The 24803-nt window shown below is 72.5% G+C and carries 27 protein-coding genes; 8 read left to right on the top strand and 19 right to left on the bottom strand.

The window, feature by feature from the left end:
• Window positions 1–410: 410 nt before the first annotated feature.
• Window positions 411–1208, bottom strand: a complete 798-nt coding sequence (locus tag ACTFAP_RS25970) for a VOC family protein (RefSeq protein ID WP_500467576.1) — start codon at window positions 1206–1208, stop codon at window positions 411–413.
• 226 nt (window positions 1209–1434) lie between these two features.
• A complete protein-coding gene (locus tag ACTFAP_RS25965) occupies window positions 1435–2262 on the bottom strand; it encodes an alpha/beta fold hydrolase (protein ID WP_495682568.1) in 828 nt (275 codons plus the stop codon).
• 275 nt (window positions 2263–2537) lie between these two features.
• On the opposite strand from ACTFAP_RS25965, the gene ACTFAP_RS25960 reads away from it, so the two are divergent.
• Window positions 2538–4745 carry a catalase gene (locus tag ACTFAP_RS25960; RefSeq protein ID WP_495682567.1) on the top strand — a complete coding sequence of 736 codons (2208 nt, stop codon included), beginning with the start codon at window positions 2538–2540 and terminating at the stop codon, window positions 4743–4745.
• A gap of 53 nt (window positions 4746–4798) precedes the next feature.
• On the opposite strand, the gene ACTFAP_RS25955 is transcribed toward ACTFAP_RS25960, so the two are convergent.
• The 11 genes from ACTFAP_RS25955 to ACTFAP_RS25905 form a co-directional block, all read right to left on the bottom strand.
• Window positions 4799–5974, bottom strand: coding sequence for a zinc-dependent alcohol dehydrogenase (locus ACTFAP_RS25955; RefSeq protein ID WP_500467575.1), 1176 nt, complete (start codon window positions 5972–5974; stop codon window positions 4799–4801).
• Between the two features lie 207 nt (window positions 5975–6181).
• Window positions 6182–6445 (bottom strand): gas vesicle protein K, encoded by a 264-nt coding sequence (locus ACTFAP_RS25950; RefSeq protein ID WP_046725905.1) that lies wholly within the window; start codon window positions 6443–6445, stop codon window positions 6182–6184.
• Window positions 6446–6459: 14 nt separating this feature from the next.
• A complete protein-coding gene (locus tag ACTFAP_RS25945) occupies window positions 6460–6690 on the bottom strand; it encodes a gas vesicle protein (RefSeq protein WP_390122309.1) in 231 nt (76 codons plus the stop codon).
• The gene (locus ACTFAP_RS25940; protein WP_495682566.1) at window positions 6677–7519 is read right to left on the bottom strand and encodes a GvpL/GvpF family gas vesicle protein; all 843 of its coding nucleotides are present in this window, start codon (window positions 7517–7519) and stop codon (window positions 6677–6679) included. The genes ACTFAP_RS25945 and ACTFAP_RS25940 overlap by 14 nt, the downstream gene beginning before the upstream one ends.
• Window positions 7516–7887, bottom strand: coding sequence for a gas vesicle protein GvpJ (locus ACTFAP_RS25935; RefSeq protein WP_495682565.1), 372 nt, complete (start codon window positions 7885–7887; stop codon window positions 7516–7518). Before ACTFAP_RS25935 ends, ACTFAP_RS25940 begins: the two co-directional genes overlap by 4 nt.
• On the bottom strand, window positions 7884–8861 hold the full coding sequence (locus ACTFAP_RS25930) for an SRPBCC family protein (RefSeq protein WP_500467574.1): 978 nt from the start codon (window positions 8859–8861) through the stop codon (window positions 7884–7886). Before ACTFAP_RS25930 ends, ACTFAP_RS25935 begins: the two co-directional genes overlap by 4 nt.
• Window positions 8861–9394: a hypothetical protein gene (locus ACTFAP_RS25925; protein ID WP_500467573.1), complete on the bottom strand. Its 534-nt coding sequence runs from the start codon at window positions 9392–9394 to the stop codon at window positions 8861–8863. Before ACTFAP_RS25925 ends, ACTFAP_RS25930 begins: the two co-directional genes overlap by 1 nt.
• 29 nt (window positions 9395–9423) lie before the next feature.
• Entirely contained in the window at window positions 9424–9687 is a 264-nt protein-coding gene (locus tag ACTFAP_RS25920; protein WP_495682562.1) for a gas vesicle protein GvpG, read from the bottom strand.
• A gap of 5 nt (window positions 9688–9692) precedes the next feature.
• Window positions 9693–10532 (bottom strand): GvpL/GvpF family gas vesicle protein, encoded by an 840-nt coding sequence (locus ACTFAP_RS25915; protein ID WP_495682561.1) that lies wholly within the window; start codon window positions 10530–10532, stop codon window positions 9693–9695.
• 19 nt (window positions 10533–10551) lie between these two features.
• Complete coding sequence (gvpJ, locus tag ACTFAP_RS25910; RefSeq protein ID WP_495682560.1) at window positions 10552–10953, bottom strand: gas vesicle protein GvpJ; 402 nt, start codon at window positions 10951–10953, stop codon at window positions 10552–10554.
• A gap of 33 nt (window positions 10954–10986) precedes the next feature.
• Window positions 10987–11277, bottom strand: coding sequence for a gas vesicle protein GvpO (locus ACTFAP_RS25905; RefSeq protein ID WP_495682559.1), 291 nt, complete (start codon window positions 11275–11277; stop codon window positions 10987–10989).
• A 408-nt stretch (window positions 11278–11685) separates the two neighbouring features.
• Between ACTFAP_RS25905 and ACTFAP_RS25900 the strand changes: the two genes are divergently transcribed.
• Entirely contained in the window at window positions 11686–12450 is a 765-nt protein-coding gene (locus tag ACTFAP_RS25900; RefSeq protein ID WP_500467572.1) for a helix-turn-helix domain-containing protein, read from the top strand.
• A gap of 34 nt (window positions 12451–12484) precedes the next feature.
• On the opposite strand, the gene ACTFAP_RS25895 is transcribed toward ACTFAP_RS25900, so the two are convergent.
• The gene (locus ACTFAP_RS25895) at window positions 12485–13171 is read right to left on the bottom strand and encodes a TetR/AcrR family transcriptional regulator (protein ID WP_500467571.1); all 687 of its coding nucleotides are present in this window, start codon (window positions 13169–13171) and stop codon (window positions 12485–12487) included.
• 153 nt (window positions 13172–13324) lie between these two features.
• Here ACTFAP_RS25895 and abc-f point away from each other — a divergent pair, with 153 nt between their 5' ends.
• From abc-f to ACTFAP_RS25880, 3 genes are all read left to right on the top strand, one after another.
• On the top strand, window positions 13325–14938 hold the full coding sequence (abc-f, locus tag ACTFAP_RS25890) for a ribosomal protection-like ABC-F family protein (RefSeq protein WP_500467570.1): 1614 nt from the start codon (window positions 13325–13327) through the stop codon (window positions 14936–14938).
• A gap of 71 nt (window positions 14939–15009) precedes the next feature.
• Window positions 15010–15672, top strand: coding sequence for a CatB-related O-acetyltransferase (locus tag ACTFAP_RS25885; protein ID WP_495682556.1), 663 nt, complete (start codon window positions 15010–15012; stop codon window positions 15670–15672).
• Window positions 15673–15760: 88 nt separating this feature from the next.
• Window positions 15761–17122 carry an erythromycin esterase family protein gene (locus tag ACTFAP_RS25880; protein WP_500467569.1) on the top strand — a complete coding sequence of 454 codons (1362 nt, stop codon included), beginning with the start codon at window positions 15761–15763 and terminating at the stop codon, window positions 17120–17122.
• A gap of 177 nt (window positions 17123–17299) precedes the next feature.
• Here ACTFAP_RS25880 and nhaA read toward each other — a convergent pair whose 3' ends face one another.
• From nhaA to eno, 4 genes are all read right to left on the bottom strand, one after another.
• On the bottom strand, window positions 17300–18529 hold the full coding sequence (gene nhaA / locus ACTFAP_RS25875) for a Na+/H+ antiporter NhaA (protein WP_500467568.1): 1230 nt from the start codon (window positions 18527–18529) through the stop codon (window positions 17300–17302).
• Between the two features lie 87 nt (window positions 18530–18616).
• The gene (locus ACTFAP_RS25870; protein ID WP_500467567.1) at window positions 18617–18766 is read right to left on the bottom strand and encodes a hypothetical protein; all 150 of its coding nucleotides are present in this window, start codon (window positions 18764–18766) and stop codon (window positions 18617–18619) included.
• Window positions 18767–18873: 107 nt separating this feature from the next.
• Entirely contained in the window at window positions 18874–19995 is a 1122-nt protein-coding gene (locus ACTFAP_RS25865) for a ferric reductase-like transmembrane domain-containing protein (protein WP_500467566.1), read from the bottom strand.
• Between the two features lie 358 nt (window positions 19996–20353).
• A complete protein-coding gene (eno, locus tag ACTFAP_RS25860; RefSeq protein WP_500467565.1) occupies window positions 20354–21661 on the bottom strand; it encodes a phosphopyruvate hydratase in 1308 nt (435 codons plus the stop codon).
• Window positions 21662–21862: 201 nt separating this feature from the next.
• Here eno and ACTFAP_RS25855 point away from each other — a divergent pair, with 201 nt between their 5' ends.
• The 3 genes from ACTFAP_RS25855 (at window position 21863) to ACTFAP_RS25845 (ending at window position 24072) form a co-directional block, all read left to right on the top strand.
• Complete coding sequence (locus tag ACTFAP_RS25855) at window positions 21863–22288, top strand: MarR family winged helix-turn-helix transcriptional regulator (RefSeq protein WP_030731305.1); 426 nt, start codon at window positions 21863–21865, stop codon at window positions 22286–22288.
• A 433-nt stretch (window positions 22289–22721) separates the two neighbouring features.
• A complete protein-coding gene (locus ACTFAP_RS25850; RefSeq protein WP_500467564.1) occupies window positions 22722–23348 on the top strand; it encodes a hypothetical protein in 627 nt (208 codons plus the stop codon).
• Between the two features lie 73 nt (window positions 23349–23421).
• Complete coding sequence (locus ACTFAP_RS25845; protein ID WP_495682549.1) at window positions 23422–24072, top strand: thioredoxin domain-containing protein; 651 nt, start codon at window positions 23422–23424, stop codon at window positions 24070–24072.
• Window positions 24073–24171: 99 nt separating this feature from the next.
• Here ACTFAP_RS25845 and ACTFAP_RS25840 read toward each other — a convergent pair whose 3' ends face one another.
• Window positions 24172–24663 carry a RipA family octameric membrane protein gene (locus ACTFAP_RS25840; protein ID WP_495682548.1) on the bottom strand — a complete coding sequence of 164 codons (492 nt, stop codon included), beginning with the start codon at window positions 24661–24663 and terminating at the stop codon, window positions 24172–24174.
• Between the last annotated feature and the right edge of the window lie 140 nt (window positions 24664–24803).

The following is a 24803-nucleotide window of genomic DNA, read 5'->3' as shown; positions in this document are numbered from 1 at the left end:
CCCAGCTTTGCTACAGAGAGCTACTTGTCACTTCGCGGCAGCTTCGGGAGGACAGGGCCGTTAAGGAATGTCCTGGCCGATCGCCCGCATCACGTCCGCAAGCCACACCAAGTGGTGAGGCACGGCCCGATCCTGGCGAGCAAGCAGATCCGAAACGTGCTCCCATGACTCCGAAAGCTGCCCAATCGTGAGGGCCAGGGGTTCGGCGTCAACGCTGTACAGCTCGTCGGCTGAGACGGACCAGGAGAGGTCTTCCCTGAGTGTCACGGTGGGTCCGGTTGACGCTTCAATGTGCCGAAGCGCCACGTCCAAAAGCACGACGAAGCTGATCGATAGGGCTCTGCACGGGTTCAGTGGCCATGGGCGCCATCGTTACTCAGTCACGCCGGCTACTACCCATCGGACAGGCCCTAAGCAGCGGTGATCTTCCACAGGAAGCCGTCGGGGTCGGCGAAGTGTCCGGTGTACCCCTCCCCGGTCTCGCGCGCCGCCACGGCGATCCGGCCGCCGGCGCCGGCCGCTGCCTCCAGGGTCGACTGGACCTCGGCCCGGGATCCGGCCCTGCGGTGCAGCACTGCGGCCCGGAAGCCGTCATCGCCGCCGTCCCGCGCTCCCACGTCCTTGGCGAGGGCCGACCGGGGCATGAGGCCCAGCCGGCAGGTGCCCGGCGCCGGGTGGAAGTCGGCGTAGTGCTTGTAGTTCTTGTCGGTGGTCATCCCCAGGGTCTGGTAGAAGGACCTGGCCGCCGCCATGTCCGAGACCCCCAACAGCGCCGCGGTCTCCGTCGGCATCGCCGGACGGGACACCGGACCCTTGTCCTTTCCGCTGGGCGCGGCGACCTTCCAGATCGCGCCGTCCGGGGCCCGGTACACCGCCGAGAAGGCGCCGAACAGCGACTTCTTCGCGGGCTTGAGGACCTCCGCGCCGGCGTCGACCGCCGCGAGCAGCACATTCCTGACCTCCGTGGGCCACCTGACGATGAAGGTCATCAGATAGCCCCGGAATCCGCCGGCGGTGGCAGGGTCGGTGTGCGCCTCCGCGGCGAGCGTCCCGGATCCGTACAGAGCCAGGTGGCCGGTTCCGTGCAGGTCGAGGCTCACGTGCCGACCGCGGTCCTCGGCGGTCGCCGCGAACGCGGCGGTGTAGAACGTCTGCGCGTCCTTCACCACGGGAACACCGAGACCCATCATGTCGAGCGAGAGCGTCATGCCGTGCCTCCTGAGCACACCGGGGGGAGCTTGTCCGTGGAACGTGGCCGGGCGGCCGGGGGCCCGCCCCGGCCGCCCGGCCGTGGTCTCCGGTGCGGCGGGGCGGGCCCGGTGCGGCTCCGTCCAACGGCCACCACGCTAGGACGTGCCCGGGCCCGGGTGCTTCTCCGATCCTGATCGACCGGGCCGGGCACCCGCGCGGTTTCCCCAGCGGCTCCCGGGGTGCTCAGCGGGCGAGGAAATCGATCAGGTCGGCGTTGAACCGGTCCTTGTCCCCGCGGACCATGGCGATGCCGTGCGAGCCGCCCTCGTACACCGTGAGGGTGGCGTCGTCGATCAGGTCGGCGGATTTCACGCCGGTGGCGGCGAAGGGCACCACCTGGTCGTCGTCGCCGTGCACCACGAGGGTGGGGATGTCGAACTTCTTCAGATCATCCGTGAAGTCCGTGTAGGCGAAGGCGTCCACGCAGGCCACCCCGCCCTGGATCGTCTCGTGCATCGCCATGAGCCAGAACGCGTCCTTGTTGCCCTGCGTGACCTTGTTGCCGGGCCGGTTCGCGCCGAAGAACCCCTCGGCCGTGTCCTTCCAGAACTGCGAGCGTTCGTCGAGGATGCCCTGCTTGATCTGGTCGAACACCTCATCCGGCACCCCCTCGGCGTTGCCGCGCGACCGGCTCATCAGCGGGGTGATCGCGGACAGCAGGACGGCCGAGCGGATCCGGCCGGTGCCGTGCCGGCCGATGTAGCGGGCGAGTTCACCGCCGCCCATCGAGTGCGCCACCAGCGTGACGTCCCGCAGGTCCAGGCCGGTGAGCAGATCGTTCAGGTCATCCGCGAAGGTGTCGAAGTCATAGCCGTCGAAGACGGGGGTGGAGCGTCCGTGGCCGCGCCGGTCGTGCGCGAGGCCCCGGAAGCCGGCGTCGGCCACCGCCTTCAACTGGTCCTGCCAGGCATCGCCGTGGAGCGGCCAGCCGTGGATGAAGACGACGGGCCGGCCGCTTCCCCAGTCCTTGTAGAAGATGTCGACGCCGTCGCGAGTGGTGCAGATGGGCATGACAGTCCCTTCCAGGTGCGCGCTGCGCGCTCGGTCTCGTGGGCCACCTCCCACCGTCGGCCGCTCACCCGACCGGCGCATCCGTACCGCCCGCGCACTGCTCCATCCGGGTGACGGCGGCGACCGCGCGTGGCCGGCGGCGACGGCACGCGCCCGGAACACGCCCGCCGGAGTGTCCTTGACCTGGGGTCGCCCGGCTGCTCCAGTGAAGACGCTTTTGTTCATTTTGTCCGGACATAGGACCGCGTCCGTCCCCGGCGACCCCAGGAGCCCCCATGCCCGAGCCCTCCCGCGCCGCCGCCGACGTGGGCGACCCGTCCGAGATCCCGGGACGACCCGCCTCCCAGCCGCCCTCGCCCGCCGAGCCCACGGAGGTACGGGAGCCCCTGTCACCCAAGCCGGATCAGCAGGGCCCCGAGACCGTCTCCCCCACCGGCCGGGCCACGGACACCGATCCAAAGCTGGTCTCCCAGGGCGGCGGATACCTGACGACGGCGCAGGGCGCCCGGTTGCCCGACTCGGACCACTCGCTGAAGGCCGGGCCGCGCGGCCCCATCCTGCTCCAGGACCACCATCTGCGGGAGAAGATCACCCACTTCGACCACGAGCGGATCCCCGAGCGGGTGGTGCACGCGCGGGGCGCCGCGGCCCACGGGGTCTTCAAGGGCTACGGCACGGCCGGCCACATCACCAAGGCCGCGTTCCTCGGCAAGGACGTCAGCACCCCGGTCTTCGTCCGCTTCTCCACCGTGCTCGGCTCGCGCGGCTCCGCCGACACCGTGCGCGACACCCGTGGCTTCGCGACGAAGTTCTACACCTCCGAGGGCACCTTCGACCTGGTCGGCAACAACATCCCGGTCTTCTTCATCCAGGACGCCATCAAGTTCCCCGACGTCATCCACGCCGGCAAGCCGCACCCCGACCGGGAGATCCCGCAGGCCCAGAGCGCCCACGACACCTTCTGGGACTTCGTGGGCCTGCACACCGAGGCCACCCACCACACCCTGTGGAACATGTCCGACCGCGGCATCCCCCGCTCGTACCGGATGATGGAGGGCTTCGGCATCCACACCTTCCGGCTGGTCAACGACCGGGACGAGACGACCCTGGTGAAGTTCCACTGGAAGCCGCGCCTGGGCGTGCACTCCATGGTCTGGGAGGAAGCCCAGCTGACGGGCGGGATCGACCCCGACTTCCACCGGCGCGATCTGGCCGACGCCATCGAGGCGGGCGCGTACCCCCAGTGGGAGCTGGGCGTGCAGATCTTCGCCGACACCGAGGAACAGCTCTTCGAAGGCATCGACCTGCTGGACCCCACCAACATCGTTCCCGAGGAACTCGCCCCGGTGCACCCCATCGGGCTGCTCACCCTCAACGCCAACCCGGTCAACTACTTCGCCGAGACCGAACAGGTGGCCTTCCACCCCGGGCACTTGGTGCCGGGCATCGACATCACCGACGACCCGCTGCTGGCCGGGCGGCTGTTCTCGTACCTGGACACCCAGATCTCCCGGCTCGGCGGCCCCAACTTCGCCCAGCTGCCCATCAATCGCACCCACGCGCCGGTCAACGACATGCTGCGCGACGGGATGCACCAGACGGCCGTGCACCGGGGAGTGGCCCCGTACCGGCCCAACTCACTGGACGGCGGCTGCCCGTTCCTGGCCGGGGCCCGTGAAGGGGCGTACATCGAGGTGCCGCGCGAGGTGCCGGCCGGCCGCACCGTGCGGCAGGCGGCGGCGAGCTTCGACGACCACTTCAGCCAACCGCGCCGGTTCTGGCTGAGCATGACCCCGGTGGAGCGCGAACACATCATCGCCGCCTACACCTTCGAGCTGGGAAAGTGCTATGAGCAGGCCGTCAAGGAGCGGATGCTGGGAGTGCTGGCCCGCATCGACCCGGTGCTGTGCGAACGCGTCGCCGCCGGACTCGGACTGCCCGCTCCCACGCCCCCGGCCGAGCTGCCGGCGGTCCAGGCCTCCCCCGCCCTCTCCCAGCTGGGGAAGGAATGGCCGCTGGACGGCCGGGTGATCGGGATCGTCACGGATGGAACGGACGGCCGGGTCCTCGAAGGGGTGCGGACGGTACGCCAGGCCGCGCTCGCGGCCGGACTGGTACCGCTCGTCATCGCCGCGACCGGCGGGGTACTGGACGCGGAGAACGACCCGGTGACGGTGCAGCGGACGTTCGCCACCGCGCGCTCCGTGGAGTTCGACGCCGTCCTGCTGGCCGGCGCCCCGGCCGGCTCCGGGCCCGACAGCGAGGACGTGGACCCACGGGTGCTGCTGCTGATCGCCGAGACCTACCGGCACGGCAAGCCGATCGGCGCCTGGGCCGGGGCGGACCCGGCCCTCGACGCGGCCGGCGTGCCCGCCACAGCACCCGGAGTGGTGCACGCCGCGTCACCGCTGGCGGTGTGGGACGAGATCACCCGGCTGCTGGCCGTGCACCGGGTCTGGGAACGTTTCCCGGCATCCGCCTGACGCTCCCCCCGCGACGCCGCCGCTGCGGTTGCCGTTGCCGCTGCCGCTGCCGTTCAGGGCCGGAGCACGACCTTGCCGGTCTCCTTGAGCTGGAAACGGTCGTACGCCTCCGGGGCCTGCTCCAGGGGCAGATGGTGGGTGGCGAAGTCGTCCACGCCCAGCGGATCGTCCTCGCCGAGCAGCGGCAGGATCTCCGGCACCCAGTGCTTCACATTGGCCTGTCCCATCCGCAGCGTGATCTGCTTGTCGAACACGGTGAGCATCGGCAGCGGGTCGGCCATCCCGCCGTAGACCCCGCTCAGCGCGATGGTGCCGCCCCGCCGCACCATGTCGATGGCCAGATAGAGCGCGGCCATCCGGTCCACGCCCGCCTTGCCCGCCATCCGCTCGGCCAGCGCGGACGGCAGCAGCCCGGCCAGTCCCTGGAGGGTGGCGCCCGCGGTCCCGCCGTGGGCCTCCATCCCGACCGCGTCGATCACCGCGTCAGGGCCGCGCCCCGCGGTGAGGTCGCGGACCGCCGCCGCGATGTCCTCGTGCCCCTCCAGATCGAGGGTCTGCACCCCGCGGGCGGCAGCCCGCTCCAGCCGGTCAGGCACCAGATCGATGCCGATGACCTGGCCGGCGCCCCGGAAGCGGGCGACACGGCAGGCCATGTCGCCGATCGGCCCGAGACCCAGCACGGCGACGCTGCCGCCGGCCGGGACCGCCGCCTGCTCCACCGCTTGCCAGGCGGTCGGCAGCACATCGGAGAGATACAGGTAGCGGTCGTCCGGCACCCCGTCGGGAACCTTGACCGGGCCGTACTGCGCCTGCGGGACACGCAGATACTCGGCCTGGGCGCCGGGCACCGACCCGTACAGCTTGGTGTAGCCGAACAGCGCGGCGCCGCTGTCCCGCCCGCGTACCTGGGTGGTCTCGCACTGGGTCTGCAGTCCGCGCCGGCACATGAAGCAGGTGCCGCAGGCGATCTGGAACGGCACCACCACCCGGTCACCGGGCGCGATGCCGGTCACCTCGGAGCCGATTTCCTCCACCACCCCCAGCGGCTCGTGGCCCAGGATGTCGCCCGGGGTCATGAACGGGCCCAGGACCTCGTACAGGTGGAGGTCCGAGCCGCACAGCCCGGTGGAGGTGACACGTATCAGGGCGTCGGTGGGCTGCTGCAGCACCGGGTCGGGGACCTCGTCGACCCGGACGTCGCGCTTGCCGTGCCATACGGCGGCCTTCATGGGCCAGCTCCTGTCGTCGTCGGTGCCGGAGGGGCGCGGCCGACGGCCGCCGGGGCCGCCCCTCCTCTCGGTGTGCTCGTTCCCCATCCCCCCGGGTACCTCGCACGGCGGAGATCACACCTGCCCGTCCCGCCTCCCCGCCGGTGACCGGAACCAGGACGAGGACGGGCGGCGGGCTGGACGCACCACGGGCCGGGCCGTGACCGCTCAGTCGCGGGGCAGCAGAGAGCCCAACGGCCCCAGGTCGAGGTTCAGGTCCTCGGGCCGCAGGCCGAAGGTGGTACGGAGCTCGCCCATCCGCTGCTCCAGCAGCATCAAGGTGGTGCCGATGCGGTCGATCTGCTCCTCGGAGAGTTCGCCCGAGTCCACCCGGCGCAGCGCCTGCCGTTCCATCAGCTGCCGCAGCAGCTCCACCACGGTCAGCACCAGCGCCACCAGGTCGCGGCCCACCGAGCCCTCGTCCAGATCCATGCGACGCTCCGGGGTCACCACGGCCCACCGTCCGCCCAGGGCGCCGGCATCCGGTCGCTGACCGAGGACAGCAGCGCGTGCAGGGACAGCCGCACGAGCGGCACCTCGGCGATCGCGATCACCACATCGCCGCTGATCACCACGCCGGTGGCCATCACCCGGTCCAGCAGGTCCACCAGCGGCACCCCGATCGGCCCGTACGGGCCTTGCTCGCCCTGCCACGGGACGGTCTCAGAGGACGGCATCGACGCGGTCCTCCTCGTCGCGTTGGTCCAGCTGGGCGAAGGAGTACGGGACCCACGGGCCGGTCACCTCGATCCGGGCGTGCCGGGCGATCGCCGGGTCGGCTGCCAGGGTGCCGGCCAGTTCGCGCAGTTCCGCCGCCCGGTGGTGGTCGAGCAGCAGGGCGGCGTTGAGGAGTTGGCGCGGTCCGCCGCCGGCGAGCACCGGATCCTGTGGGCGCAGCCGGCGGGCGGCCACCGCGGTGCGGCGCACCGCGGCGTAGACCCGCTCGGCGGTGCGCCAGGCCACTTCCTGCCGTTCCTCGCGCTCCTGCTGCCGCCCGCGTACCCGGGCGAGGTAGGCACGGCCGTCGGCGGGGGCGGCGGCCGGCTCCGGCGCGGCCGGGGCCGGGGCGCCGGGGGCCGCGCTGACCTTGACCCCCCACTCCGCGCGGTGCCGCAGCCGCTCCAGGACCCGCACGAAGTCCCGCGCCCGCTCGGCGACGGCCGCCACGGCCCGCTCATCGCTGAGGTAGAGCGTCGCGAGGGGGAAGGGCACGACGGGCGCGGTGCGGGCCACGGCGGTGATGACGGCGTGATGGGCCCGTGCGCAGCGCTCCAGTTCGGCCGGGTCGCCCAACCGCTCGGGCAGTGTCTCGGGGGCGAAGTCGGCGGCCGGTACGTTCTGGGCGACCACCGCCAGCGGCCCGGCCGTCAGCAGCCGCGTGGGCCCGCCGCCGGTGTGCCCCGCGACGCCGCTCAGCCCGGGAGCGGCGGAGGCGGGGCAGACCGCGAAGACGCAGACGGTGGAGCCGGATTCGTCGTCGGAGTGGTGCACCGTGGGCTCGATCATGCGGTCTCGGACTCCTTGCGCCGTTCGCCTCGGTGATCGCCGGTGGTCTCCAGTTCGCACAGCCGCTCCCGCAGCCGTTTGTTCTCGTCGTACAGGGCGTCACGGGCGGCCCGGGAGGAGAGCGCGGGCTCGGTCTCCCACCAGTCGATGCCGGCCTTGCGTGCGGTGTCGACCGAGGAGATGAACAACCGGACGCGGATGGTGAGCAGTTCGATGTCCAGCAGATCGATTTTGATGTCGCCCGCGATGACCACACCCTTGTCGAGGATCCGCTCCAGGATGTCGGCGAGGTTGGCGGTGCGGGGCGGGTACGGCTCCAGCGGCTCGTACGCCTCCAGGGGCTGAAGCGTCCGGCGGGTCGAGGTCATCGGCGGCCTCGCTTCCGGCCCTCGCGCTTGCCCTTGCCCTCGTCCTCTTCTTCCTCGTCGTCCTCGCCCTCTTCGCCTTCCTCTTCTTCTTCCTCCTCGTCCTCCCACTCCCCTTCCGCGTCCTCGTCCTCGTCCTCGTTCTCCTCCTGGTCCTCCGGCTCCTCGTCCTCGGGCCCGCGGACCACTTCGCCCTCCCTGATCTCCCCGCGCCAGCCCTCGGGTTCGTCCTCGGCGGCGGCGAGCGTCACATGGCTCTGGAACCGTTTCAGATCGAGCCGCAGCCGACGGCCCTGCGCGCGCCAGATGTTGGCGGTCTTCTCGAAGAAGCCGGCCGGGGTGTACTCGACGACCACCACGATTCTGGTGAGCCGGGGCGTCAGTTCGTGGAAGGACACCACACCCCGGGTGGTGCCCTTGGAGCCCTCCGAGGTCCATTCCACGCGCTCGTCGGGCACCTGTTCCTGAACGGTCGCCTTCCAGGTACGGGTGGACGGGCCGATCTTGGCCCGCCAGTCGCTCTCGGTGTCGTCCGAGCGCTCGACGTTCTGCACGCCCTTCATGAACTTGCCGAACCCCTCGAACGAGGTCCAGTGGTTGTAGCACACGCTCAGCGGCACGCCGACGTCGACGGTTTCGATGATGAAGGTGGACTTCATCCCATCGGCCTCGCCCTTGCCGCCCTCGCCGTCCCCCTTCTCGTCGTCGCCGCCGCCCATCCCCGGGATGACCTTCTTCACCGGATCCACCGCCGCCTTCTTCACCGAACCCACCGCCGCTTCCTTCACCAGATGCCGGGCGCCCGCCGCGGGGGATCCCACGACCCGGCCGGCCATGTGCTGCACCCGGTCGCCGGCTGCCCGGGTCAGGTGGTGGGCCTTGGCGCCCAGGTATCCAGTGAATTCCTCGCGCAGCCGTTCGAGGCTGCCGCTCATTCCACCGTCGCCCTTGTCCGTCTCTTGCTGGGACTTCGCCATCAGGAGTCCTCCGATGCCGTGGATCGACTGCTCTTGCTCTGTGACCGCTTCTTGGTGGGCGCCTTCTTCGCGCTCCCGGCCTTCGGCTTGGGCTTGGGCTTGGGCTTGGGCTTCTCCTCCGGCTCCTCCGGCTCCTCCTCCTGCTCCTCCTCGTCCTCCTCCTCGTCCTCCTGCTCCTCCTCGTCCTCCTCCTCGCCCTTCTGTGGCTCCTGCTCGTCCTGGACCTCTTCCAGGGCCTGGGCGCCTTGCCGAAGGGCATCGGAGAGCGCGTCGATGCGGCTGGTCGCCGCCGCCGTGATCGCGTTGCGGCCGGCCTCCAGGATGTCGCCCCGTACGTGTTCGCTCAGCTCTCCGAACCGCGGATGCTCCCGCAGCCGGCGGCCGCCCTCCTCCGCGAGATGCCGCGGCGTGAGCGGGAAGCGGCGGCCGATGACATAGGTGGCAATGGCGAAGGCCACTTTGGCCTTGCGGGTGCGGCCCAGCAGATAGCCCCCGGCGATACCGGCCGCCAGCGCGGCCTTGGTGTTGTCCATCGGTACTGCCGCCTTTCCTCGTATGTGGCTCAGTCGGTGATACGGGGCGGGGAAGGATGTTCGGGGTCCTGCCGCTGCTGGATGGCGAGCAGCAGCCGCTCTTCCCCGGCTTCGAACTCCTCCTGGCCGATATCGCCGTCCTCCAGGGCCCGATGGAGCTCACGCAGCCGCGCCATCAGCGGGCCGGGGTCGTACAGCTCCTCCTCGGCGGCGTCGGCGATACGGCCGGCGAACCAGGCGGTCGCCCGGACGGGGGCGAGCGGCAGCAGCAGGATCTCGGTGAGCAGGCCCATGGCGCTCAGGCCCGTCGGACGGTGGAGGCGGCGGACGGGGCAGAGGTGGCGGCCGGGTCCGGGGCGGGGCCGGTACGGGTGCCGATGCCCCTGCCGGGCCCGCCACGGGAGCGTGCCCGTTCCCGCACGGCCGGGGTCTCGGTGAAACTGAAGCAGGGCAACGGTCCGGAGACCCGCAGTTCGACGTGCCCGCGATACTCGGCGGCGCAGCTGTCGATCGCCGCCCGGAACGCCTCCTCCGTACCCGCACTGAGCAGGAACGACATGTTGAGGACGCAGCCCTCGATCTCCGGCCCGGCGGCGGTCGCCTCGGCGAGCGCCCCGACCCGTTCCAGAGCGCGGGCCGCTGCCCGGGCCGCGCGCCGGCCCAGTCCCTCGGCGATGGCCTGTCCGAGCCGGATGCTGCTCTCGTACCCCGGCCGGGATCTGGACTCCCGGTGCAGCCGGCGCACCTGGGCGTCCTCCCCCAGGAGTGCGGACAGTCCGTCCTCGACGACGAGGGCCTTCAGGTTCATCTCCACGCGGCCGTCCAGCCGTTCCAGGACGGTCAGTTGTTCCTGCGGGGATTCGGCCAGTCGGGTGCGTACGGTCTCCTCGTCCGGGGCGACGGAGCCGAACCGCATCGGGATGACGGGGCCTTCGGCCGTGAGACCCAGCAAGGTCTCCTGGTGGGCGAGCAGATCGCGGCGCCGGGCCAGCAGTCCCGCCGGTGCGGCACTGACGATGGCGGTCAGCGGTCCCACCGTCAGGGGCCGCAACGGCTCGGGCGGACTGCCCACTCCGTTCAGCCCGGCCGGCAGCCGGTGTCCGGTGCGGACGATGCCGTACGCGTAGACCTGGTCCATCTCAGTCAGCCTCACTCACTCAGTCCGCACCCGGAATGGCCTTCTTGACCTTCTCCTTGGCGCCGCCCGCCGCCTTCTTGGCCCGGCCGGCAACCCCCTTGACCGCCTTCTTGGCGCCCTGCTCGCCCGCCTTGCGGACCATGCCGCCACCGCCGCCGAACAGTTCGGGAACGGTACGGCTGTGGCTGTCCGTCTCCAGATCTATGCGGTTGCAGGCCTCGGCGAACCGCAGATAGGTGTCGACGCTGGCGATGACGATCCTTATGTCGATCTTGACGATCTCGATCCCGACCAGCGAGACCCGCAGAAAGACATCGATGACCATGCCGCGGTCGAGAATGATGTCGATGACGTCGTAGAGCGTGCCGGTGCGGGGCACGCACGCGGCATCCTCGCGATAGGTGGTCGTGGTCGTACTCATGGGCTCTCCCTCGGTCGTTCGTCCATGGGGGGGTCAGTCGTCGGTGGCGCAGCGCCGGTAGCGGCGCACCCGCTCGTACTGCACGAGCCGGCCGTCGTGGTCGAGATCGACCTCGTAGGTCGCCATGAGACTGGTGGTGTCCGGGATGCGGGGCACCTCGATCACGTCGACACGCACCCGCCACCCGTCCTCGAGCGGGCTGACGGCGGAGACACCGTCCACCGCGTGGCCGGTCAGGGCCGACAACCGTCGCCCGGCCCGCCGGGCCGCACCGATGGGCCCTTTGACCGGGGCTGAGCGCTGCTTTTCAGAGTGGTGAGACATGACCTCATCACGCCACGGTCCGGCCGTCCGCGCACCCGCAGTTGGGCTGTTGGGAGCGCGGGGAGCGGGCCGGTCGGGTGGCGTGGGGGCGCCGCCCTGCGCGTGCGCAGGCGCGGGGAGGCGGGCGTGGTCCGTGGCCGGCCGGTGGCTCCGGGGCGCGTCGGGTCGGCGGCGTGGCCGAGCAGCGCCTCGATCCGATGCCGTGCCACCCGATCGGGCACCGCCGGTGCGGCGAGGGCCTTCGGGCGCGGTTGTCGCGGGCGGGGGTGCCGCGTTGCCTTCCCGCGCCGTGGGCTCCGCGGTCGCCGGCCCGCGGGCCCGTGCGGGTGGTGCGGGCGGCGACGGCGGTACGGAGGGGGCGCCCGCCGCCGTCCTACGATGGCCGGGTACGACGGAGGTGGATCACCGGTGGGGAACTACACCGCACGACGCGGGGCGCGGACCGGCGCGCTCGTGTGGCGTGTGGTCCCGGACGGCCCGGAGCATCGCGTCGATCCCGATGGCGTGCTGGATCTGATGTGGTTCCGGGAGTGCCTGATCGTGGCGGGCCCCGATACCCGGAGCATGCTCGCGCGGACCCGTGCCGGTGAGGTCACCTGGGGCCTGCGGCTGGCTCCCGGCGTGGGACACGCGCTGTTCGGGGTGCCGGCGAACGAGCTGACGGACCGGCGCGTCGCGTTGTCCGACCTGGTGAGGCTTCCGGCGTACGGGGGCCCGTCGTTCGGTGACGACGCGGCCGGTGCGCTGGAACGGGTCTTCGTCGCCCTGTGGGCGCGGGCGGAGCCGGAGCGCCGTGGCCTGCGGATGGCGGCCTCGCTGGACAGCGCCGCTCGCGAGGGGCTGAGCGTGCGCGAGACGGCGGAGCTGCACGGTCTGTCGGTGCGCTCGCTGCACCGGCTGAGCAACCGGCTGTTCGGTTACGGGCCGAAGACACTCCAGGGGATTCACCGCTTTCAGCGCGGTCTCCACCTGGCGCGGGCCGGTACGCCGCTGCGCGACGCGGCGGCGACGGCCGGCTATGCCGACCAGGCGCACTTCACCCGGGAGACCAGGCGGCTCACCGGCCGGACACCCGGCGCGCTCACCCGGCCGGCCGTCGTCCCGCACCGCGGGGCCGCCGCACCCGGGGCCGCGGCCCGCGTGGAGCGGCGCGAGGAAGCCCGGAACGGCTGACCGTACCGGGTCCGGAACGGCCTGACCGTGCCGCTCACCTGCCGGGCGCCGACGGGGGCCCGGCGAAGGCGCCGGCCGCCGCGGCGAGGGTGGCGGTGCGGGCGGCGTGGCGGGGCAGCCGCGGGTCCAGCGGCGTACGCAGCAGCACCAGCTGGTGGTACAGCGGTGCGGTGGCGGCGATGAGCAGGCGCCGGGCGTCGGTGTCCGGGGGGAGTTCGCCGCGCCGGACGGCCCGGCCGACGACGATCTCGCATCGCGTGTACCGGTCCTCCCAGAGCCGCCGCTGGGCCTGGGCCGCCTTCTCGGAGCGGAACGAGGCGGCGATCAGGGCCTCCATGACCGGCGGCTGTGCCGTCATGGCCGTCTGGATCTCCTGGTTCAGCTCCGTCAGGTCGTCCTCCAGCGAGCCGGTGTCCGGTGGCTGCCAGTCGTCGTCGCCCGCGGCGTCGAGCACGTCGGCGAGCAGGGCGCCCACGTCCCCCCAGCGTCGGTAGACCGTAGTGCGGTGCACGCCGGCGCGGGCGGCGACGCCGTCGGTGGTGAGGCCGTCGTAGCCGTGTTCGCCGAGCTCCGCGCGGACCGCGTCGAGCACCTGGGCGCGGACCCGGGCGGTGCGGCCGCCGGGCCTGCGGCGTGGCGGCGACGGCCGGGTCTCCGCCGGCTCCGGCGGCGTTCCCGGCGCCGGACCCGCCTCGGGTTCCGGGTCTGTGGGTGTCGTCACGGGGCAATCCGTTTGCTCGGGAGACAGCGACGTGACACGATCTTAACGCATCAATTGTCGCACTAACGGAGCGGTCCATGTTCTTCCGAAGCGTTCACCCGGCCGCGCGGCCCCTCACCGCCGCCTCACCCACCCACGCTCCGGAGTCCTCGTATGCCCACACAGATCACCGCACGCTCCGTCGGCAAGTCCTTCGACGGCAGGACCGTCCTCGACTCGGTGACCTGCTCGCTCACCCCGGGCGAGCGCACCGGGATCATCGGTGAGAACGGATCCGGCAAGAGCACCCTGCTGCGTCTGCTCGCCGGGCGCGAACAGCCCGACGAGGGCGAGATCGTCGTCCGGGCCGCAGGCGGCGTCGGGTACCTCGCCCAGGACGAGCGGCTGGCCCCTCGCTCCACCGTCCAGCAGGTCATCGACCGCGCCCTGAGTGAACTGCGCGCCGTGCAGCGGCGCATGCGGCAGCTGGAAGCCTCGATGGCCGAGGGCGACACAGCGGGCCTGGCCGAGTACGGCGACCTGCTGACGGTCTTCGAACTGCGCGGCGGCTACGAGGCCGACGCCCGCGTGGAACGTGCCCTGCACGGCCTCGGTCTCGGACTGGTCGGGCGCGAGCGCACCGTGGGCACCCTGTCCGGCGGCGAGCAGGTCAGGCTGCGGCTGGCGGCCCTGCTGGCCGCCGCGCCGGAGGTCCTGTTGCTGGACGAGCCGACCAACCATCTCGACGAGGCCGCCCTGCGCTGGCTGGAGGACCACCTGCGCACCCGCCGCGGCAGCACCGTCGCCGTCTCCCACGACCGGGTCTTCCTCGAACGGGTGGCCACCAGCCTGCTGGAGGTGGACGCCGACCGGCGTCGCGTCGTCCGATACGGCAACGGCTACCCCGGGTACCTCGCCGAGCGGACGGCCGCCCGGCACCGCTGGGTCCAGGCGTACGACCGGTGGCGGGCCGACATCGACCGGCTCCGCGAGACGGCCGCGACCACGGCACGGCAGGTCGCCCACGGCCGTCCGATGAAGGACGGCAACAAGATGGCGTACGACCGGGCGGGCGGCCGGGTGCAGCAGTCGCTGGCCGGCCGGGTGCGCAACGCCGAGGAACGGCTGCGCCGGCTGCTCGCCGACCCCGTCCCACCGCCGCCGGAACCGCTGCGCTTCGCCCCCGTCCTGCGGACGGGGCGCCGGGAGGGTGTCGTCCTCGACGCCACCGACATCGCCGTCACCGGACGGCTCGACCGCACCCACCTCACCCTCACAGCGGGTGAACACCTGCTGGTCACCGGGCCGAACGGGGCGGGCAAAAGCACCCTGCTACGGGTCCTGGCCGGGGACATCGCGCCCGACGGCGGGAGCGTCACCCGCCGCGGCAGGGTCGGATACCTGCCCCAGGACCCGCGGCCCGGCGCACCGCGGGAGACCGTCCTGGCCGCCTTCGCCCGCGGCCGGGCGGGAGATGCCGACGCGCACACCGAACGGCTGCTGGCACTGGGCCTGTTCGAACGCGACCGGTTGACGGTGCCGGTCGGCCGGCTGTCCACCGGACAGCGGCAGCGCCTCGCCCTGGCCCGGCTGCTCAGCGAGCCGTGGGACGTTCTGCTGCTCGACGAGCCCACCAACCACCTCTCCCCCGGACTTGTCGAGGAGTTGGAGACCGCACTGCGCGGTTTCGAGGGGGCCGTCGTCATCGTCAGCCACGACCGGCGGCTGCGCGACCGCCACCGGGGCCGCCACCTGGCCCTGCGGGCGACCGCGCGGGCGGGGGCGTGAGTCACCGCCCCGGCCCTCCTCCCCCGCCGGAACCCGTCTCCTCCCGCCCGGACTTCGCAAAGGAAACAGCCATGCCACCCGTTCCGCCCGTCCTGCCCGACCCGACCGTCACCCACCCGATGCCAGAACAGCCCCGGGTGGTCCTGCTGAAGCCGCTGATCACCTCTCCGCTGATCGAGGCGGGCGAATTCTCCTACTACGACGATCCCGATGACCCCACCGCCTTCGAGACCCGCAACGTGCTGTACCACTACGGCCCGGAGAAGCTGGTCATCGGCAGATTCTGCGCGCTGGGAGCGGAGGTGCGGTTCCTCATGAACGGCGCCAATCACCGTATGGACGGGCCCTCCACGTTCCCGTTCCCCATCATGGGCGGCTCCTGGGCTGAGCACGTCGACCTCATCTCCGGACTGCCGGGACGCGGCGACACCGTGGTGGGCAACGACGTCTGGCTCGGCCACCGCTCACTGGTGATGCCCGGTGTCCGGATCGGCCACGGGGCGATCATCGCCTCCGGCTCGGTCGTCGTCGACGACGTCCCCGACTACGGCATCGTCGGCGGCAACCCCGCGCGGCTCATCCGCCGCCGGTACCCGGACGCCGACATCGACCGCCTGCTGGCCCTCGCCTGGTGGGACTGGCCGCTGCCGCATCTCACCGCGCACCTGCGCACCATCATGTCCGGGACGGTCGACGACCTGGAGGAGGCGGCTCCCGCCCCCCGTCGTCCCTGAACCCGCCGGAAGCCCCCGCCCGCATCGCACCGAGCCTCCCCTCACCCGCCGCCCGCCCGCCCGCCCGCCCCGAGAAATGAGTGCCCGTATGCCCGAACCGTCCCCCCACCGGCACGACGACCCGTTCACCCGCTGGCTCCGCGCCGACGCCGCCCCGCTCACCCACCTCGACCCGGACGCGCCGCTGGAGGACCTGGAGCCGCTGCGCGCCCTGATCGGCGACGCCCGCGTGGTCGCCATCGGCGAGAACTCCCACTTCATCCACGAGTTCACGCTCCTGCGCGAGCGCGTCCTGCGCTTCCTCACCGAACGCTGCGGATTCACCGTCCTGGCCTTCGAGTACGGCTTCAGCGAAGGGTTCCCCCTCGACGCGTGGGCCCGGGGCGAGGGAACGGAGGACGCGCTGTCCGGCCTCCTCGGCCCGGCGATCCCCGTGGGGGTCGACGCACCGCTGCGCCGACTGCGCCGGCACAACCGCACCGCCGCACCACCGGTGCGTTTCGCCGGCATCGACATCCCGGCGGCCGGTGGCTCCCTGCTGCCCGCCCTGGCCCCGGTCGCCGACTATCTGCGCGCCGTCGATCCCGAAACGGTGCCGCAGATCGAGGAGGCGATGCGGATCGCCGCGTCGTTCGCGGGCGGCTCGGCGGCCGATGCCGCGCCCGCGTGGGCCCGCCTGGAGGCCGCCGAACAGGACGCGCTCAGCGCGATCCTGAACCGGCTGCTCATCCGGTTCCGTTCCGTCGAGCCGCTCTACGTCTCGTGCGGCGACCGGCGCGGCTACGACATCGCCCGGCGACGTCTCGAAGGCGCCTGCCACGGCGACCACACCTTCCGCGCCATGGCCGGCCTCTTCTCCGGTACGGGGCTGACCGCCGACACCTCGGCCCGGGACCTCTACATGGCCGAATCGCTCCTGTGGCACCTGGAGCGCGGCGCGCCGGGCACCCGGGTCGTGCTGGCGGCCCACAACGCCCACATCCAGAAGACACCAGTCTCCTTCGACGGCCACCTCACCGGATTCCCGATGGGACAGCACCTGCACTCGGCCCTCGGCGAGGACTACATCGCCGTGGGCCTGACCAGCAGCACCGGACAGACGGGAGAGATGCGCCGCGACGAGAACAGCCGGTTCGGCTTCACCGTCGAGCCCACCCCGCTGGGCGCGCCCGAACTGGGAAGCATCGAGGCGGCGTTCACGGATGCCGGGCTCGGGCTCAGCCTGGCCGATCTCCGGCGGGCGCGCCGCCCGGACGCCGGCGGGGACATCCCCGTGCCCGGCCCCGACCGTATCCGGATCCAGGGCGCCCATCTGCACACTCCGGTCCTCGACGCGTTCGACGCCGTCCTCCACTCCCCGGTCTCCACCGTGATCGGCGGACTCGGCCTCGACGCCGTACCCCCCGGTCCCGCCCCGGTCGGCCACAGCGCCGGGGAGGGCGCCCGGTGACCGGCGGCGGTGGGCCGTTGCGGGGCGCCGGGGCCGGCTGACGGGCGGCGGCGTCCGGTCGCGGCAGGGCGGGCCGGCGGGGGCGCGCGGCGGCAGCCGCCACACGGCCGGTACGGGAACGGTGCGGGCCGTCGCGGGGTCGCCCGGAGGCGCGACGGGGGGCTGCCGCCGGGCCGGTCACCCGTGGCGCGCGGCCTCCGTCTCCCGGGCGAGGCGGTGGTGGCGGCTGCGGCGTCCCAGCACGACGGCGGCCACCAGGGCCGCGATCGCGGACGCCAGCAGCACGGCGCCCTTGGCATCGGTGAGATGGGCGGCGTCGGTGTAGGACAGCTCCGCGATCAGCAGCGAGACGGTGAAACCGATCGCCCCCAGGACACCGATGCCGGCGATGTCCGCCCAGCCCAACCGCGGGTTGAGCTGGGCACCGGTGAAGCGGACGGTCAGCCAGGCCACCCCGAGAATGCCCAGGAACTTGCCCGCCAGGAGTCCGGCGAGCACGCCCCAGGTGATGGTGGAGGTGAGGAAGCCGCCCGCGCCGGACAGCGACACCCCGGCCGCCAGCAGGGCGAAGACCGGCAGCGCGATCCCCGCGGAGAACGGCCGCAGTACCCGCTCCGCTCGGTGCGAGGGCGACACCGCCTCGCCGTCACGGGGACCGGTACGCATCAGCAGGCCCATCACGACGCCCGCGACCGTGGCGTGCACACCGGAGGCGTGGGTCAGCGTCCAGATCACCACCGCCAGGGACCCGAACAGCAGCCACCCCGGCACCGCCGCCCGGACCCGGGTCACGGCCCGGCCCGCGCCGTTCTGCAGGTGGCCGAAAATCGCCAGTCCCACCGCGGCGAGCACGAGGGCGACAAGATCGAGGCCGGTGGTGTACGCGATGGCGATCACCAGCACCGCGCCCATGTCGTCGACGGTGGCCAGGGTGAGCAGAAAGGTCCGCAGCGCGGCGGGCAGATGCCGCCCGACGACGGCCAGGACGGCGAGGGCGAAGGCGATGTCCGTGGCCATCGGGATGCCCCATCCTCCCGCTTCCTCCCCGGACGCGCCGGCGTTGACGGCCAGGAAGATCAGCGCGGGGACGGCCACTCCGCCGAGGGCGGCGGCGATCGGCAGTGCGGCACGGCGCGGGTCGCGCAGCTCGCCGTGCACCAGCTCCTGCTTGAGTTCGTTGCCGACGATGAAGAAGAACACCGCCAGCAGGCCGTCGGCGGCCCAGTCCCCGACCGACAGGTCCAGGCGCAGCGCGGCGGGGCCGAAGGTGAACGAGCGCAGCGACTCGTAGGAGTCGGACAGCGGCGAGTTCGCCCAGAGCAGCGCGATCAGGGCGGCACCGATGAGAAGCGAACCGCTGACCGCGTCCTGGCGCACGGCAGCGGTGATCCGCGAAAGTACAGACATGGGGGGAGGGGTCTCCAGCACGACGAAGGGGCGTGATGACGCGACCGGCCGCGGGCCGGCGCCGTGCCTCCGCGCGGGGCGGTCGGCTCAGCGGCCCTTCGGCGGGCACAGGCCCATGAGCGCGCCCCAGGTGCTGACATAGCCGTTCGTACCGATCGGACGCCGCTCCACCGGCTCCAGGACCCGGGAATGGGCCGCCGGCAGCCACGTGGCAGATAGGGCGAGGGCGTCACGCACGGGACGGCTCCTCTCCGGTCGGCCTGCGGTACCCACGCCACCCTAACAACAGCGCCGGCTCTGCCCCACGGCCCGCCGGCGCCGCCCGTCCGCTGCCGTCGCCGGCGTCACTGCCGTTCGGAGACGTCCGTGGGCGCCCGGCGGCGGGAGGGGGACGGGGACCCCGGCGTTCCGGTGCCGGTTCCGGTTCCGTTTCCGGGGCGCAGCCGCAGCACGACCGCCACCAGGGCCAGGGTGAGGGCGAGCAGGCCCGCCCAGATGATCCAGCGTTCGGGCCAGACCGCGGGTGAGGAGCCGCCGAGGTCCTCGGGGTCGCGCCCGCCGTCGACTCCCGTGACAATGACGGCCAGCAGACCGAGCACGGTGGCGACGACCGCGAGGCGGCCGGCCAGCCGTACGGTCACCGGCAGGGGGTGGCCGCGCAGCCGGAGGCGTTCACGGGGGCGGGCCGGGGCCAGCAGTCTCACCAGGACCAGCCCCGCGATCGGCATCTGGAGGGCCCACACCAGGGTGCGGAACGTGCCGTCGAACCAGACGTTGGTGCCGTACAGCAGGGTGTGCCACACGCTGAGCACGTACACCACGATGATGAACCGGTGGAGCGCCACCCACATCCTGCTGCCGGTCCGGTGGCGGAGGTAGAAGGCCAGGCTCAGCGGAATGGCGAGGTAGAGGGCGAGCAGCCCCAGCAGGATGGCGACGCGGCCGGTGCCGGTCGCGTACCCGCCGGGGACGAACACGTCCACGAACGCCGTCCACAGGCTCCGGCCCGTGCCCCACCGGGTCAGGTTGTCGCGCATCTGGTCGCCGAAGAAGAACGCCGCGTGCAGGAACATCAGCCCGATCGTCGTCAGGCTGGTGGTGCGGTGCCATTTCTCGGCCCGGGCCGGCGGCAGCCACGTCCAGCGCGGTCGCGGCCCGGACCGCAGCAGCCCGAAGATCACGGTGATGTACGCCCACAGCAGTGCCGACCAGCCGAAGGCCTGGCACATCCAGTACATCCACAGCTCGTTGGGGTCGTTGAGATGCGGCATGATCACGGTGGAGGGCGAGGTGCCGTTGGCCACCCGCGCGTACAGCAGCCAGTAGATGAGGCCGGTGGCGATCAGCGCCAGCGAGGCGTCGGGGATCGCACCCCGCAGGTCGGCTCGCAGACCGTGCCAGTCGAAGCGCCCGCGGACCCGCGGCTTGCGGGCGGGGGGCGACACCGTTTCGGAGACTTCGGTCATTCCAGGACACCGCTTTCCTGCGCCGTGACAATGTGCCGGTCCCGCTCCACCAGCGAGGGACAGTAATCGCGTTCGCCCGCGCGGGGAAGACATCCGTCCCGAGTTGGCCGATGACCCCGGGCGGGGAACCATTGGCTCTCCGGACCCGACGTCACGGCGGCGGCCCGACGGCTCGAGGCCAACGGGCCGCAAGCGAACCGATGTCGTGCGGGTCTCCGTCCTTGTGCCGCCGGATCTCCCGGACGCCGCGCCGGAAGCGCTGGTGGGCACGGGTTCAGGACGGGACGAGGGTTGGCCCCGGGCGGGCCGTACGGGCGACGCCCGGCAGCCGGGGCCGCCGCCGGCCCCTCCCCTCCCTTCAGCCCCGGCGCAGTGCGGCGTGGCCCGCGAAGCGCGCCTCGCCGCCGAGTTCCTCCTCGATCCGGATGAGCTGGTTGTACTTCGCCGTGCGGTCGGAGCGGGAGAGCGAGCCCGTCTTGATCTGACCGCAGCCGGTCGCCACCGCCAGATCGGCGATGGTGGTGTCCTCGGTCTCTCCCGAGCGGTGCGACATGACGGCCGTCCAGCCCGCCCGCTGGGCCGTGGTCACCGCGGCCAGGGCCTCCGTCAGGGAGCCGATCTGATTGACCTTGACCAGAACCGAGTTGCCGACGCCGGTACGGATGCCCTCGCGCAGCAGCGTCTCGTTGGTGCAGAACACATCGTCGCCGGTGAGCTGACAGCGGTCGCCGACACGGGCGGTCAGCTCGCGCCAGCCGTCCAGGTCGTTCTCCGCCATCGGGTCCTCGATGGACAGGACCGGATAGGCGTCGATGAGCGAGACCAGGTAGTCGGTGTGCTCGGAGGGGGTGCGGCGCACGCCCTCGCCCGCGTATTCGTACACACCGTCACGGAAGAACTCGGACGAGGCCGGGTCCATGACCAGGCCGATGTCCGCTCCGGGGCGGTAGCCGGTGCGCTCGATGGCGGCCATCACGAAGTCGAGCGCCTCTTCGGCGGTGCGCAGCGCGGGCGCGAAGCCGCCCTCGTCACCGACCCCCGTGGAGTGCCCGGCGGCCAGCAGATCGCGGCGCAGGGTGTGGAAGACCTCGCTCCCCATGCGGACAGCTTCGGCGAAGCTGTCCGCGCCCACCGGCACGATCATGAACTCCTGGAAATCCAGCGGATTGTCGGCGTGGGCGCCGCCGTTGACGATGTTCATCATCGGCAGCGGCAGCAGGTGCGCGTCGGCGCCGCCGAGGTAGCGGTAGAGGGGCTGGTGGTGGGCCGCCGCGGCGGCCTTGGCGGTGGCGAGGGAGACGCCGAGGATCGCGTTGGCGCCGAGCCGGGACTTCGTGGCGGTGCCGTCGAGGGCGACCAGCGCGGCGTCCAGGCCCGCCTGGTCCGCCGCGTCCCGGGCGCGCACGGCCGCTGCGATCTCCCCGTTGACGTGGGCCACCGCCCGGTCGACGCCCTTGCCGTGCCAGCGGGCGGAGTCTCCGTCGCGCAGTTCCACGGCCTCCCGGGCGCCCGTGGAGGCGCCGGAGGGGACGGCCGCGCGCCCCAGGGACCCGTCCGTCAGGACCACGTCGACCTCGACCGTGGGGTTTCCCCTGCTGTCGATGATCCGGCGGGCGGTGACGGTCTCGATGGTGGCGTCGACGGTCGCGGCGGTTTTCGCGGACATGGGAGGTCCTTCCCGTGGTCGGGTGCCGTGGCCCCGGCTGCGACGACCCTGGCGCTGGCCCGGCAAGAGCAAACACTACAGCAATGCTGTCCAGTTTTGCTGTTCAGTTTGCCTGTACAGCTTGGCTGCACAGGTAATCTGTGCAGGTCAGGTGCACAGACAAGGTGCTCAGCAATGCTGACCAACGGGGTAAAGTGCCCTATGCCCACCTCGGAAGCCGCCGCCCTCGCCGCCGAACTGCGTACCGCGATGGGCAAGCTCACCCGACGCGTCAAACACGAGGACCGCATCCCGCTGGGCCAAGTGGCCGTCCTCGGCGCTCTCGACCGGGACGGCGCCATGACCACCAGCGACCTCGCCGCCGATCAGCGCGTACGTCCCCAGTCGATGGCCCGGGTGGTGGGGCTGCTCATGGAACAGAACCTGATCACGCGCCGGGCCCACCCCACGGACGGCCGGAAGTCGCTGGTCGAACTGTCGGACGCGGGGCGGGCGGCGCTCGAAGCGGAGCGCGGCCGGCGGGCGGGCTGGCTCGCCCAGGCCATCGAGGCCGAACTCACCGACGAGGAGCAGGCGTTGCTGGCACGGAGCGCCACCCTGCTGGAGCGGCTCGCCACCCGGCACTGACACGGGTGGTGGGAGGGCCGAGCCCGGAGGGTTCCGTAGCTGTCACCGGGCAGCCCGCAGCCCTGACCGGGGCGGCCGGCCGGTCCACCCGGTGAATCCCGCTCCGTATCCCCCTGCCGACGGTCTCCCCCGCGCGGCCACCTGACCTCCCGGCCGGGCGCCGCGCGGTGATCCGGGCGGCGGTCCCGACCGCCGCGTCAGGGCGGGGGCGCCCGCGCACGACGACCCCCTCGGCACGACGGCCATCCCGCACCATCACGCCCGCACCTCGCGTACGGCACCCGCGCCGCCTCCGGACGATTCCATCCGAGGGTCCCGTACCGCCCGTTCCCCACCGCGCCCTGACGCCGTGTACCCGATCCGTACGGCCGCCCGAAGCCGCCCCGTACGGCTTGGCTACGCTGACCGGCACCGCACCACCACCGGGAATGAGGTGACGCACGTGCCGTCCGGCCGGGGCAGGACACGAGCCGGCGCGCTCGGCGCGCTGGGCGTGCTGCTTCCCCTGCTGAGCCAGGCGGGTACGGCCGGCTTCGTGCCCTCCGGGTGCGCGCTGTGGCTCTCTGTCGTGGTGGCGTGCGGCGGGATCATGTCCGCCGCGCGCCGGCCACTCCCCCACGGGCAGGCACTGGCAGCGGTCGCCGGCGCCCAGGCCGCACTCCAGGTCTGCTACGTCCTGCCGGGAGCGTGCGCGGCGGCCGGCGGGCGCGGTCCCGCCGGACTGCTGGCACAGATCGCACCGCAGGGCCACGGCACCGGTGAACTGCTGGCCGGGTACCTGGTGGCGATCGTCCTTACCGCCCGGCTGCTGGGTGTCGCGGACGGGCTGGCGGGGCCGCTGCGCGCGGTGCTGGTCGCGGCCATCGCCGCGCTGGCCGCACGCCCGGCCACCGTGCCCGGGCCGCTGTCCCGGCCGCGCCGTGCCGAGACCCCCACGGAGCCCGGCGTGTGGGGTACCTGCTGCGTCGTCTCGGGCCGTTCGGTTCGCGCCCCGCCGTGGGCGCCGGTGATCTCCCCCGCGCCCCGGCCGCTGCCGGGTGCCGGAACCCGCTGGGCCTGACCCGGCGGGCGACGGCTCGCCCCCGCGCGCCGTCATCCCCGACCGAACGACCCATCCTCCTCCGGAGTTCTCCGTGAAACGACAGCTGTACGCCGTGCTCGGGACCGTGGCGGCCCTCGCCGCCGCCTTCGCCGTTCTGCTGGCCCTCTCCCCCGACGACCGGCCGAAGACCGCCGATTGGTCCGGCTCCTCCTCCGCCGTGGTGCGCGAGGACAGCCACCGCCTGTCCGACCCCGCGAACAGCGAGTTGACGCTCGTGGAGTTCCTCGACTTCGAATGCGAGGCGTGCGGCGCCTACTATCCGGTCGTGGAGCGGCTGCGCGAGGAGTACGGCGACCGCGTCACCTTCGTCGCCCGGTACTTCCCGATGCCGGGACACCACAACGGGGAGACCGCCGCTCTCGCCGCCGAAGCCGCCGCCCAGCAGGGCCGGTTCGAGGACATGTACAACCGGCTGTTCACCACCCAGGCCGCCTGGGGCGAGTCCCGCGACTCGCACGCGGCGACCTTCCGCGGCTTCGCGGAGGACCTCGGTCTGGACATGGCCTCCTATGACGCCGCCGTCGCGGACCCCGCCACCGCCGAACGGGTCCAGGCCGACATCCGCGACGGTCTGGCCCTGGGGGTCCAGGGCACCCCGACGTTCTTCTTCGACGACCGCCCCATCTCGCCCCCCGCCTCCTACGAGCAGTTCGTCGCCCTGATCGAGGACGAACTGAACTGACCCGCCGCCCCCTCCCCCGGCGCGGCGCACCGCCGCGCCGGGGGCTGGTGGCCCGGGGACGCCGGAAGCGGATGAGATCCGCGAGCGGGTCGAGCCGGATCACAGGGACAGTGTGCCTGCGAACAGGGTGAGATGCGCCAGGGCGAACACCCAGGGGACCACGCGTTCGGGGGTGCCCAACTCGGCGTAGCGCCTGAACGGGCCGGGTGACGGGGGGCTGTTGAGCGCGTCCCACTCATCGGTGAAGATGCGCACCGGCAGGTGCTGCTCCAGATTGTTGATGACCTGGAGCTTCGCCGCCTTGAGGGTCCGGTAGCTGCGCAGCTGCATCCACCAGGCCAGCGAGAGGGTCACGCCGCCCAACGCCACGACCAGGGACACCCACCACGGCGACTCGGACAGGCGCGGCATCCCGAAGCCGATCAGGGTGACCAGCGCGGTCTGCAGGGAGAGGTAGTACGTGTTGGCCGCGCCGCGGCGTGAGGACACGCGGTCGGCCATCTCGACCGCGAGCTTGTACAGCTCCAGAAACTCCTGCCGTTCGGCGTCCGCGGTCGCCGGAACCGGCTCGCCCCCCGCGCGCGGAGACACGAGGCCCGTCCGCCCCGCCGCCCGGTTCTCTCCCGCACTGCCCGCCCCGTCCGCACCCATCCGGCCCCCATCGGTGGTGAACGCCTCCGTGCGAAGAGTAGCCGCGCAGCGAAGGGGGCGCGGCCCTGCCCCCGGGCACC

Source organism: Streptomyces sp. PH9007 (assembly GCF_059813725.1).
This window is presented reverse-complemented; position numbering and strand designations above follow the sequence as displayed.